Source organism: Myxococcus sp. CA023 (assembly GCF_010998615.1).
Taxonomy (GTDB): Bacteria; Myxococcota; Myxococcia; order Myxococcales; family Myxococcaceae; genus Myxococcus.
This window is the reverse complement of record NZ_JAAEAH010000019.1, coordinates 96,490-107,534: the sequence shown is the minus strand read 5'-3', so window position 1 is coordinate 107,534 and position 11,045 is coordinate 96,490. Positions and strand designations below refer to the sequence as shown.

Annotated in this window: 12 protein-coding genes; 6 read left to right on the top strand and 6 right to left on the bottom strand. The window is 69.4% G+C overall.

All coding sequences use genetic code 11. The features are described from left to right. The 3 genes from F8M74_RS11010 to F8M74_RS11000 form a co-directional block, all read right to left on the bottom strand. Nucleotides 1-832 (bottom strand): dipeptidase (locus F8M74_RS11010; RefSeq protein WP_163884381.1); only part of this gene is annotated, 832 nt, incomplete at its 3' end. Between the two features lie 99 nt (nucleotides 833-931). Next, a complete protein-coding gene (locus tag F8M74_RS11005; protein WP_141255029.1) occupies nucleotides 932-2,065 on the bottom strand; it encodes a serine/threonine-protein kinase in 1,134 nt (377 codons plus the stop codon). 211 nt (nucleotides 2,066-2,276) lie between these two features. After that, nucleotides 2,277-2,876, bottom strand: coding sequence for a hypothetical protein (locus F8M74_RS11000; RefSeq protein ID WP_141255030.1), 600 nt, complete (start codon nucleotides 2,874-2,876; stop codon nucleotides 2,277-2,279). A 562-nt stretch (nucleotides 2,877-3,438) separates the two neighbouring features. Here F8M74_RS11000 and thiS point away from each other — a divergent pair. The 6 genes from thiS to F8M74_RS10965 are packed head-to-tail and all read left to right on the top strand — an operon-like array spanning nucleotide 3,439 to nucleotide 8,203. Beyond that, the gene (gene thiS, locus F8M74_RS10990; RefSeq protein WP_141255031.1) at nucleotides 3,439-3,639 is read left to right on the top strand and encodes a sulfur carrier protein ThiS; all 201 of its coding nucleotides are present in this window, start codon (nucleotides 3,439-3,441) and stop codon (nucleotides 3,637-3,639) included. A gap of 14 nt (nucleotides 3,640-3,653) precedes the next feature. Next, nucleotides 3,654-4,439 (top strand): thiazole synthase, encoded by a 786-nt coding sequence (locus F8M74_RS10985; protein WP_011553313.1) that lies wholly within the window; start codon nucleotides 3,654-3,656, stop codon nucleotides 4,437-4,439. Between the two features lie 16 nt (nucleotides 4,440-4,455). After that, nucleotides 4,456-5,094 carry a thiamine phosphate synthase gene (locus tag F8M74_RS10980; RefSeq protein ID WP_141255032.1) on the top strand — a complete coding sequence of 213 codons (639 nt, stop codon included), beginning with the start codon at nucleotides 4,456-4,458 and terminating at the stop codon, nucleotides 5,092-5,094. Next, nucleotides 5,091-6,113 (top strand): hypothetical protein, encoded by a 1,023-nt coding sequence (locus tag F8M74_RS10975; RefSeq protein WP_141255033.1) that lies wholly within the window; start codon nucleotides 5,091-5,093, stop codon nucleotides 6,111-6,113. Before F8M74_RS10980 ends, F8M74_RS10975 begins: the two co-directional genes overlap by 4 nt. A gap of 21 nt (nucleotides 6,114-6,134) precedes the next feature. Next, entirely contained in the window at nucleotides 6,135-7,028 is an 894-nt protein-coding gene (locus F8M74_RS10970; protein WP_141255034.1) for a DUF4129 domain-containing protein, read from the top strand. Next, nucleotides 7,025-8,203 (top strand): DUF4350 domain-containing protein, encoded by a 1,179-nt coding sequence (locus F8M74_RS10965; RefSeq protein ID WP_141255035.1) that lies wholly within the window; start codon nucleotides 7,025-7,027, stop codon nucleotides 8,201-8,203. The genes F8M74_RS10970 and F8M74_RS10965 overlap by 4 nt, the downstream gene beginning before the upstream one ends. A 12-nt stretch (nucleotides 8,204-8,215) precedes the next feature. Here F8M74_RS10965 and exoP read toward each other — a convergent pair whose 3' ends face one another. Genes exoP through F8M74_RS10950 form a run of 3 tightly spaced genes read right to left on the bottom strand, consistent with a single transcriptional unit; the run spans nucleotide 8,216 to nucleotide 11,033 of the window. After that, nucleotides 8,216-9,418, bottom strand: a complete 1,203-nt coding sequence (exoP, locus tag F8M74_RS10960; RefSeq protein ID WP_141255036.1) for a spore coat polysaccharide biosynthesis glycosyltransferase ExoP — start codon at nucleotides 9,416-9,418, stop codon at nucleotides 8,216-8,218. After that, nucleotides 9,405-10,496, bottom strand: a complete 1,092-nt coding sequence (gene exoO / locus F8M74_RS10955; protein WP_141255037.1) for a spore coat polysaccharide biosynthesis glycosyltransferase ExoO — start codon at nucleotides 10,494-10,496, stop codon at nucleotides 9,405-9,407. The genes exoP and exoO overlap by 14 nt, the downstream gene beginning before the upstream one ends. A gap of 18 nt (nucleotides 10,497-10,514) precedes the next feature. Continuing rightward, complete coding sequence (locus F8M74_RS10950; protein ID WP_141255038.1) at nucleotides 10,515-11,033, bottom strand: serine O-acetyltransferase; 519 nt, start codon at nucleotides 11,031-11,033, stop codon at nucleotides 10,515-10,517. Between the last annotated feature and the right edge of the window lie 12 nt (nucleotides 11,034-11,045).

The window sequence follows — 11,045 nt, the reverse complement described above, 5'->3', positions numbered from 1 at the left end:
AAGAGACAGCCCCCATGACGTCCACGGCGTGCTCGATGTGCCGGACCACGTCATCCACGGTGTCACCGCCCAGATAGACGGGGGCGAAGATGATGCCCACCACCCCGCCCCTGTCTGCGATGAAGCGCAGGGATTCGTCGGAGAGGTTGCGCCAGCCGCCGCCCGCCGCGCGAACGCCCGTGTGCGAGCAGAAGAACCGGACCGAGGGGTGAGTGAAGAGGTCCTTGAGGGTGGACTCCGAGGCATGCGCCACATCCACGCTCATGCCCAGCCGGGCCATCTCCTCCATGACATCCCGGCCCAGCGGTGTGAGGCCCCGGTTGCCCATCATCGGAAAGGAGGATCCGCCCAGGTCGTTGTTGGACAGGTGGGTGAGGCCCATGAAGCGCACCCCACGCTGGTGAAGCTCCGTCAGGCGCGCCACCTGGCCTTCGATGGCGTGCCCCCCTTCCACACCCAACACCGCGGACAGCCGCCCCTGCGCGAGGTTGTCCTCCAGCATGGCGCCGGTCGTGGTGATGCGGGCGGCATCCCCGGAGCGCGCACAGAAGGACGCCATCTGTTCAATCTGCCAGAGCGCCCGGGTCCACTCGCTCGCCCGGGCCTCCCGGGGCCACCCACGCCACGCTGCGAACACCGGGAAGCCTCCGATGAAGGGGAAGCCCCGGGTGACGATGGTGAAGCACTGAAGCTTCACCCCCGCCTCCCGCAGGCGGGGGAAGTCCACATGGCCCTCTTCAGAGCGTGCACACAGGTCGCGGTTCCACATGAGGGAATCCGCATGGCCGTCCGCGATGCACCACCGCTGGTGGAACTCTTTCACGTCACCCATGCGCGCAAGTCTGCCCACCCGCGTGCGCGAAACAAGCACCACCCGCGTCCCAGGGCTCACTCAAGGTCCCTGCCCCGACCCCTTCGCCCCCGCAGTCCCTCAAGGCCCCGACCCGGATGTCGTGCGCGGCGGGGCCTCCGGACGCACGGAGTCCTCCCACCGCAGCACATCCGCCATCTGCCGGCGGCAGCGGGCGTCGCGGCGGACCTGGGTGGCCTCCCGCATGGCTTCGGTCGGTCCGTAGGCGTACCCCTGACCGGCCAACACGGCGCGCAGGGCGTCCGCCAGTTCCTGCCCGGACTGGAAGCGCTCTGAAGGCTCCCGGCGCAAGAGCCGGCCGAGGATGGCCCGCATGGCCGGGGACAATCCCTGGGTGGCGCGTTCCACATGCGCCGGAGCCAGACACGCCATGCGCGCGGCCATCAAGGGCGCGGGCAGCCAGGTGGGCACCTCCGCCAGCAGCACCTCCGCGTCAGGCAGCGGCCCCGCAGCAAGCGCGGCCCGCTCCACGTCCTCCAGATCCAACAGGTGCAGACAGGTGAGCACCTCCAGCAGCACCACCCCCAAGGAGAACAGGTCGGCGCGGCCGTCCAGCGGCTTTCGCGCCAGCGCTTCCGGTGAGGCGTAGGCCAGGTCGCCCCGGACGACATGGGTCTCCGTGACGATGCGCCCCGGCAGCTTCGCCCAGGCCATGGCGAAGTCAGACAGCTTCACATGGCCCCGCGCGTCCAGACGCAGGCTCCGCGGCGACACATCCCGGTGGACGATGCCCAACGGACGGCCCCGGGCGTCTTCCAGCGTATGGGCATGGTGCAGCGCATCCGCCACTTCCGCGCCCACGTAGGCGGCGAACGCTTCCGAGAAGGGCCGGCGCCGCAGGGCCGCGTAGCTGATGAGCGTCTCCAGGGACTTTCCGTCCACGTGCTCCATGACCAGGTGGGGCATTCCTTCGTGCACCCGCACCAGGAACACCTGCACGATGGCCGGGTGGCTGAGCCGCATCAGCAGCTTGACCTCTTCGCGCAGGCGCGCGCGCCCCTGCGCGTCTCCGACGTCCTGCAAACGTTTGATGAGCACGAGGTCGCCGGGGACGCCCGCATAGTGCCGCCGGGCGAGCAGCAGCTCTCCGGAGCCCCGTGCCCCGAGGTAGCGGATCAACTCATACGCCGTGGCCCCGGTGGTGAAGAGGATGAATGGCTTTGAAGCGGGTGGCTCTGGGGGGTGAGTGGACATCTCGGGTGATGCCTCCTGAGCAGGAAGTCCTCCCCTGGGTTGGGAAGGCGTGAGAAAACCTCACGCATCCCTCCTACCACCCACGTCCGACACACTCTTCCAACCTCCCAGCACGGATTCAGGGAAAAAAGGAAACGGCCCCCACCGAAGCGGAGGCCGTCCCTGAGCGGTCCATGAGGAAACGAGCCGCCCGCTGCGCTCGACGCGTTGACTACTTCTTCTTCTGCACCGGCTGCGTCACGGTCAGCTCGCGAACCACCATGTCCTTACCGTCCTGGACATACGAGGCGCGGACCTGGGCACCCTCCTCGATGTCATCCAGCTTCAGCGGCTGGTTGTTGTGCAGGATGCGCGTCTGGTCGTTCGTCTTCAGCTCGAGCTGCTTGTTGTTGCTGGTGTCGACCACGGTCAGCTCATCGTTGCCGGTAGAGAGCACGCGGCCGCTGACGCTGCTCGCGGCAGCGGTGGCACCCGCCGCGCCGGAGCCACCCAGGGCCATGTCGTCATTCAGGTCCGTCCGGCGATCAGCCTCGGCCAGGTCCTGGCGCTCGTCCTGGACGTCCTGCTGCGCGCTGGCGACCTCTTCCGCGGCCTCACGCTGCGTCCCAGCGATGTCCTCCTGGGCCTCCATTTGCGTGCTGGCGATGTCCTCCCGCGCGTCCTGACGGATCTCCGCCGTCTCCTGCTGCGCCTCCACCTGAGCCTCGGCGACGTCCTGGCGCTGCGACTCGACGTTGTCGCGCTTGCTGCAGCCAGTGACGACCAACGACATACCCGCAACCGCAGTGACCGCCATCATGAGCTTGCGCATTTGTTCCTGCTCCTTTCACGTGGAAATGGGAGAAGGTTCTCCCCCTCACTCACTTGCGGCCGAGAGAGCGTTTCCCCCGGCGTTGGGCAGAAACTGGGTGCTCCCCCCGCCCTTGAACAGGGGTTGTCTGGCGCACACGGATGCCTTAGGGGCCCACGGCGGACCACGCGGCGCATGGCCGCCTGCCTGCCCTATCAGGGAACAAGGGCAGAAAACGGAGATACCGGGCCCAGCCGCAAGAACGGCTAGAGACCGCCGCCCACGCCACCGTCACCGGGCACCACTTCGGAGCCAGCCTCCGCGCACAGCGGCGCGCCTTCTCGCGCCCACCGCGCGATGCACTCGCGCGCCTGTGCCGTCGGCGTGGGTACCCGGACTCCCCGGCGGCGGCATGTCCTGGAACACGTACGCGCGCGCCTGGATTCGTGCCGGAAGCCACGAGCATGCCCCCGAGTATACCGGTGACGGTAGCGGGCGTACGGGCCTGCGAGCGCGTTGACAGCGCGGAGTCACCCTTGTAGTGCGTGCCCAGGTCCCCGTCGTCGCAAGGAGCCGTGAGGCCATGCAGGTCTGGGTCAACGGAGAGACGCACGAGGTGCCGGAAGGCACCACCCTTTCGGCGCTGCTGGAGTCGCTTCAAGTGGGCGGCCCCGGCGTCGCCGTGGAAGTGAACGCGGAGGTGGTGCGCCGCGCCCGCCACCCCGAACACCACCTCCATGCGGGAGACCGCGTGGAAATCGTCACCTTCGTCGGCGGCGGCTAGCCAGGAGTCCGCACATGAGCATCCAGGACAAGCCTTTCACCATCGCCGGAGTGACGTTCAGCTCCCGGCTCATCCTCGGCACGGGGAAGTATCCCAGCCACGACATCATGAAGCGCTGCCACGAGTCCTCCGGCACGGAGATGGTGACCGTGGCCGTGCGCCGCCTGGACCTCAAGGCCACGGGCGAGGCGTCGCTGATGAACTGGATTGACCGCAACCGCCTGCGCCTGCTCCCCAACACGGCGCTCTGCTACACGGCGGATGACGCGGTCCGCACCTGCCGGCTCGCCGAGGAGCTGGGCATGAGCAAGTGGGTGAAGCTCGAGGTGCTCGGCGACGAGAAGACGCTCTACCCGGACGTCGAGGAGACGGTGAAGGCGGCCCGCATCCTGGTGAAGGAGGGCTTCACCGTGCTGCCGTACACCAGCGACGACCCCATCACCGCCCGCAAGCTGGAGGACGCGGGCTGCGCGGCCGTGATGCCGCTGGCGGCGCCCATCGGCAGCGGCCTGGGCATCCGCAATCCGCACAACATCCGCCTCATCCTGGAGACGGTGAAGGTCCCCGTCATCGTGGACGCGGGCGTGGGCACGGCGTCCGACGCTGCCATCGCCATGGAGTTGGGCGTGGAGGCGGTGCTGATGAACACCGCCATCGCCGGCGCGCAGGACCCGGTGCGCATGGCCGTGGCCATGAAGAAGGCGGTGGAGGCCGGCCGCGACGCGTATCTGGCGGGCCGCATCCCGCGAAAGGCCTACGGCTCCGCGTCCAGCCCGATTGACGGGCTCGTCCACCACTGACGGCCGGGGGCGTACGGTGGTGCCTTCCACCCTTCCCCGGCTCGTCGTCATCACCGACTGGCGCCTGCCGTCCGAACGGCTGAGGTGGGCGCTCACCCGGGCGCTCGACGCCGGGCCCGAGGTGGCCGTCCAGCACCGCCACCCCGAGGCCACCGGGCGACGCTTCCTCGACGAGGCGCGAGAGCTGGCCGCGTTGTGCCACCCACGTGGCAACCCGCTCTTCATCAATGGGCGTGTCGACGTGGCGCTGCTCGTCGGCGCCCATGTCCACCTTCCCGCCCATGGCCCTTCCCCCATGGACGTCCGCCCGCACCTTCCCGCCGGGAGGTGGATCAGCGCCGCCGTGCACGACGTGGCGGAGGCCCATGCGGCCCGAGGCGCGGACCTCGCCTTGGTGAGCCCGGTGTTCGCTCCCGGTTCCAAGCCGGGAGACACACGGCCTTCCCTCGGGCCGGAGGGGTTCAGCGCCCTGGCCGCGGCGTTGCCCTGCCCCGCGCTGGCCCTGGGCGGAATCACCCCCGCGCGCGCGGTGACGCTGCCGGACGCGGCGGGCTTCGCGGTCATCTCGTCCGTCCTGGAGGCCGACGACCCGACGGCGGCGGCTCGGAGCCTGCTGGCCGCGTGCGCCGGGCAGGCTATGCTGCGCACCCCGTGAGCTCCACTCCCGCTGCCGCCGCGCTGCGCCCCCTCGCCATGGGGGAGATGATTGACCGTGCCGCCACCTTCTGGCGCTCCCACCTGAAGCCCCTCTTCCTGCTGAGCTTCGGCTTCACGCTGGTGAACTACATCGTGACCAAGGCGACGTTGGTGATTGGTCAGCGATTAGCGCCGCTGCTCTACATGGGAGACGCGGAGTCGCGCGCCCAATTGGACCCGGCGGTCATTCTGCCGCAAGCGAGCATCACCATCGCGCTGTGGATGGGCCTGTTCCTGTTCCTCGTCTGGGCGTACTGGCTGGCCACCCTGGCCGCGTCCCGCTACGTCCTGACCGCCCAGTTGGGAGAGCCGGTCCGCCCCGCGGATGCACTGCGCCGGAGCTTCTCGCGGCTGGGCACGCTGACCGGGGTGTACCTGCTGTCGCTCGGCTGGTCCGCGCTGGTGACGATGGCGCTCATGGTGCCCGGGCTCATCCTCGCGGTCATCGGCATCGCCGTCGGAGTGGCCTCCGGTTCCAACACCCTGGCCGTCGTGCTGGGCGTGGTCGGTACGGTGCTCGCGTGCCTGGGACTGCTGGCCGCGGCGCTCTGGTACATGCTGCGCTTCCTGCTGGTGCCCCCGGTGCTGGCCATGGAGGACCTGGGCGCCTGGGAGACGTTCCGGCGCTCCGGTCAGCTCCTGTCGGGCCGCGTGGAGCCGGGCTTCATGGGACGGGTGATGGTGCGGGCAATGATTCTCTTCACCGTGGTGAGTCTCATCCTCATCTCCGTCCAGCTCGTCTCCGGGTTGCCCTCGTGGCTGGTGATGATGCCCTACGGCAGCCCCTTCGACCCGGGGACCATGGCCCGCACGCCGCAGCTGCTGCTCGTCCCGGTGGAGCTGCTGCAGACGGTGGCGCAGTCCTTCTTCACGCCCATCAACTTCGTCTTCTGCGCGCTCTTCTACCTGGACATGCGCGTGCGTCGCGAAGCCCTGGACCTGGAGCACCAGCTCAACACGATGACGCCCGCCATTTGACGACGGCCCCCGGACTCCACCGTGCCGAGCCTGCCCCTCCTCCTGCTGCTGGCCTCCCTGCCCTGCGCCGAGCGCGAGGACATCACCCAGGACCTGCGCGAGACAGCCGAACACCGCCCGGCCGGGTTCGCCGATGAAGTGAGCACGCTGTCAGCACGCCTGGGCGGAATCCCGCTGCCTCCCGCCCAGGTTGGGGACACCTCGCCCGAGCGCGCGGAGCAAATTGCGCGCTTCCTGAAGGAGGCCTGCGACGTCCAGGCGTTGGCGAACAATCCCAGCGCCGTCCCGCCCCCACCGACAGAACCCGAGCGGCTGGAGGCCATTCTCGACCGGCCCGAGTTCGCCCGCGCGCGACAGCGACACGGCGATGCCCTGAAGCGCATCATGCGGGAGGTGACAGCGTGGCTGGAGGGCCTCTTCGAATCGAGGGAGGCCCAGGGCTTCGCGGTGGCCACGCGCGCGGTGATGCTGGGGCTGGCGCTCGCGCTCATCCTGTGGAGCGTGCTCCGGCTCCGCGCGCGGCGTGGACGCAAGGCGGCGCATGTCTCCGCCTCCTCCGCAGCGAACGCGGAGCCGTTGGTCCTGGACTCTCCGGCCGAACACCTGCGCAGGGCCCGGGCGGCGCTCTCCACGGATGCACGCGAAGCCATCCGGGAAGGGTTGTTGAGCCTGCTGTCCTCACTGGAGGAGCGGCGGCTGGCCCGGCCAGACCGTGTGCGAACAAACCGTGAGCTGGCGGCGGAGCTGCCGGGTCGCGGCGCGTCCGCGGCGCTGGTGCGCGAGGTGGAGCGGCTGATGGGCTGGTACGACCGGACCTTCTATTCGCTCGCGCCGGTGGCGCCGGAGGAAGCCGCCCGCTTCGTCACCGAGGTTGAGTCGCTGAATGGAACCCTGGCCACGGAGGGCGCACGGTGACGAACTCCCGGACCGTCGTCTTCTTCGGAGTGCTCATCTCGCTGGCCCTGGCGGTGGGCCTGTCCACGCGCAGGGACGCGCCTGACTCACCGGTGCCCACTGTGGAGAACACGGCGCCGCAGGGTGCTCGCGCGCTCTATCTGTACCTCCGCGAGGGGGGCCGAGCCGTGGGCACGCTGCTGACGCCGCTCGAAGCCATTCCCCCTGACACGCGCACCCTGGTGCTCGCGGCGCCCGAGGGGCGGCCCGTGACGACGGAAGAAGTCACCGAGCTGGAACGCTTCGTCCAGGAAGGCGGGACGCTCGTGTACCTGTCGCCCCGCGAGTTGGGGAAACATCAAGCGGCGCTCGAGGGCTGGCTGCATCTGGAGTCCGGGCTGATGCTACCCGCCAGCAGCCGCGGCATGGACTCGACGCTGTCCGACGTGGGCGGAACCACCGTGGACGTATGGCTGCCCGTGGGTCCCCTCCACGGGCTCTCCCAGCTTCGAGTCTCCCAGGACCGGGGCCTGCGCATGGGCCACGATGACGCCGTGCCCGTCGCCGGCATGGGCGGCGCGGTGGCGGTGTGGCGCAGGGCCATGGGCAAGGGCGAGGTGTACGTGCTGGCCGGCTCGGACCTGCTGGAGAACCGGCGCCTGGAGCTGCTGGACAATCTGCGCTTCTGGGAAGCACTGGCTGCCCGCGGGCCCCTGCTGTTCGACGAGTACCACCACCAGCTCGCGCCGCCGCCCCCCTTCTCCCGTGGCATCTGGGTCTTCACGGCGCAGGTGCTGGCGGTGGGTCTGCTCTACGTCGTGTCGCGAGGCACACGCTTCGGAGCGCCGCGCCCGCTGCGCGTGGAGCGGCACCGGTCCGCGCTGGAGTACGTGCGCAGCATGGGCTGGCTGATGCGCCGCGCGAAGGTGGAGAAGGAGTTGCTACCAGAGCTGGACCAGGGCCTGCGCCAGCAGATGCAGGAGCGCCTGGGCATCCCCATGGGCCTGTCGGACGAGGACGCCGCGCGCCTGATGGAACAGGACGGAGGCGTCTCCGCCACCGAGTACCTGGAGGCGAAGGCCGACCTCACGCGGACCCACGCGCAGCCCACCGTGGCACCGGCGGACTACGCGCGGGTGGCCCGCCGCTACGCCCACTTGGAGCGGGCGCTGGCGGGCCGCGAAGCCCGCGCCTAGGCGGGCGGTACGTCAGAGCGCCTTGCCGTCCGCCATGAGCGCCGCGCCCACGTGATGGCGAATCTCATCCACGCGCGTGTCCCAGCTTTCGCCGAAGATGCGCTCGGCGCGCTCGCGGTTCGGACCGGGTTTGTCCGCCAGACACTCGTCCACCTTGCGCACGAAGTCCTCGGTGTCCTTGGCAATCTTGCAGAGCCCCACCTTGCGCACCTCCGGCAGATCCGTGGACACCACGGGCAGGCCGGACGCCAGGTACTCACGCACCTTGAGCGGATTGGCGTTGAGCGTCAGTTCGCTGACCTTGAACGGCATCAGCGCCACGTCGAATGCCTTGCTGTAGCCGGGCAGGTCCGCGTACGGCTTGCGGCCCAGCATGTGGATGTTCGGCTCGGCGCGCAGCGCGGAGTCGTCACAGTCCGGCGTCGTCTTGCCGATGATGACCACCGAGCCTTCCGGATGGGCGCGGGCCGTGGCGATGATGGCCTCCTGGTCCACCCAGTCCGCCACCAGCCCGAAGAAGCCGATGATGGGCTTGGGCAGACGGGCGATGTCCGCGGGAATCATCGTGGCCGGGTCGCACGCCTTCACGAAGTGGGTGAAGTCGGTGCCATGCCGCACCAGCACCGTGCGCGGATTGACGCGGGCCTTTTTCTCACGCAGCCGCTCGGCGGAGGTGATGCAGAGGTCGGCGCGCTTGAGCAGCCGGTCCTCCAGCTCAGCGATGTGACGGCCATTGGTGTCGCTGAAGGCGGAGAACTCGTCCACACAGTGGTAGATGACGAACTCCTCGCCCAGCGTGCCGGACACCGGCGCGGACGCGGGCAGGAAGCTCCAGGAGATGGGCTTCTGGAAGCCCAGCTTCTTCATCGCCCGCAGCACCTGGAGCCGCAGCAACTGCCGGTTGGCGCCGCGCACCAGCTCCGAGCCATAGAAGGGAATGGCCAGCGGCGACAGGACGTGGATGTTGGGCTCCACCTCGCGGACGCCTTCGGTGAAGCGGCCCAGCTTGTCGAAGATGCGCTTCACGTCATGCGCGTTGGCCTTCGGCGCGCGGTTGCCGATGCTGTTCACCCAGAGGATGCGGTTCTCCCGGGAGAGAATCCGCATGATGTGGACCTTCGACAGCGGGTCCCCATCCCAGTCGTTGGAGAACACCACCAGGTCACGTCCGCGCAATGCCCTGCGCGCGAGGTCCAACTCTTCACTGCGCCGCATGTCTCGTCTCCCCCAGGCCTGAACCTTGTTCGTGTGACGACTTCAAACCGTTGTTGGAGGACAGCTCCCCGTACAGCGAGAGCAGCTCCGGCCCCGCATCCACCTGGGGCACATGCATGGGCCCTGCCGCCACGGCCTCGCGAATCACCCGCGCCAGCTCCCCGGCATTGCCCGCGGCGAACACGCGGGTGGGCTCGGGCCGGACGCAGACATCGCTGGCCACGCAGGGCACTCCCAGCGTCAGCGCCTCGCGCACGGAGATGGAGTCCCCGTCATGTGTGGTGGGCCGAACGAAAGCGTCGCTGCGCGCGATGAGCCCCAGCGCAGCGGAGTGCTCGAGTTCCCCCAGCACCTCCAGGTGGCCCGCCACGCGCGCTTCACGGACGTCGCGGATGAACGCCTCGGATTCCAGGCCCGGACCGAAGAGCGCCAGGCCCACGTCCGGCCACGCCTGCGCCAGCTCGCGCAGGGCCCGGAACATCAGCGCGCGCCCGTAGACGGGCGATGGATGGTGCGCCATGGACAGCAGCACCCGCCGCCGGGAGCGCGCGGCCTCCGCCGCCGCTGGAACGGGCCCCGGCCGCACCTGCGAGGCGCAGAAGGCCGGGAGCACGTCGATGTTCACCGCGGGCACGCCGCAGCCCACCAGCGCGGACTTCACCGCGTCGGACACGGCGACCACCCGCGCGTAGCCCGCAAGCGCCACGCGCGCGATGTTCCGACGCGTGCCGGACGCGGCGAGGTAGTCCGGCAACAGTCCGGAGTGGAGGGTGATGACCCGGGGAGACTTCGGCCCGGGCAGGCTTCCAACCATCCCCGCCAGTACCCAGGACTTCGGGTTGTTGCCACTGGTGTGGACGTGAATCGTCCACCCGGTGGCAACGTGCCGCGTGAGCCGCAGGGCGAACGGAGCGGCGCCGCGAGCCGGGATGACATCCGGAGCCGGCCGGCCCCCCTTCCCGATATCGAGCACCTTCACGTCGACCCCGCAGCCGCGCAGGTAGCCATGAAGCTGTTGAACATGAACCGCGACGCCACCATGCGGCGGCGGGTAATCCCCGACGAGGAGAACACGCATCGATGTGACTCCCGCGGACTACTGGCGCAGCGTGGAAGACGACGGCACGGACACCAGCGACACACGGGGCGGCAGCTCCCCCATCTCGCGCTGGTACGTCCCGAGCGGATCCGGGTCCTGTCGGATGACCCGCGCGGGCACCCCGGCCACCACCGCGCCCGGAGCCACGTCCTTCACCACCACCGCGTTGGCGCCAATGACGGCGAAGTCACCGATGTGGATGTTGCCCAGGATCTTCGCGCCCGCGCCCATGCGCACGTAGTCACCAATGACGGGAGCGCCCTCGATGCCCGAGCGCCCGCCGATGGTCACCTGCTGCGAGATGAGGCAGTTGCGTCCAATCCGCGCGGCCTTGTGGATGACCACGCCAATGCCGCCGTAGCCCAGCTGTGTCCCCTCGCCGATCTCCGCGTCCTCGGGGATGTACGAACTGTGCAGATAGTAGATGGCCTTGCGCAGCACGGCTGGCAGCAGGGGCACGCCCCGCTTCTTCAGCCCGCGCGCGAGCCGGTAGAACGTCATCGCGTCGACACCCATCACGTCTCCCAA

What these genes read in the sequence shown, in the direction of transcription:
- thiS (WP_141255031.1), top strand. Translation starts at nt 3,439, where the DNA reads ATGCAGGTCTGGGTCAACGGAGAGACGCACGAGGTGCCGGAAGGCACC.
- F8M74_RS11005 (WP_141255029.1), bottom strand. Translation starts at nt 2,065, where the DNA reads ATGTCCACTCACCCCCCAGAGCCACCCGCTTCAAAGCCATTCATCCTC.
- exoO (WP_141255037.1), bottom strand. Translation starts at nt 10,496, where the DNA reads ATGCGTGTTCTCCTCGTCGGGGATTACCCGCCGCCGCATGGTGGCGTC.
- F8M74_RS10985 (WP_011553313.1), top strand. Translation starts at nt 3,654, where the DNA reads ATGAGCATCCAGGACAAGCCTTTCACCATCGCCGGAGTGACGTTCAGC.
- exoP (WP_141255036.1), bottom strand. Translation starts at nt 9,418, where the DNA reads ATGCGGCGCAGTGAAGAGTTGGACCTCGCGCGCAGGGCATTGCGCGGA.
- F8M74_RS11000 (WP_141255030.1), bottom strand. Translation starts at nt 2,876, where the DNA reads ATGCGCAAGCTCATGATGGCGGTCACTGCGGTTGCGGGTATGTCGTTG.
- F8M74_RS10950 (WP_141255038.1), bottom strand. Translation starts at nt 11,033, where the DNA reads ATGGGTGTCGACGCGATGACGTTCTACCGGCTCGCGCGCGGGCTGAAG.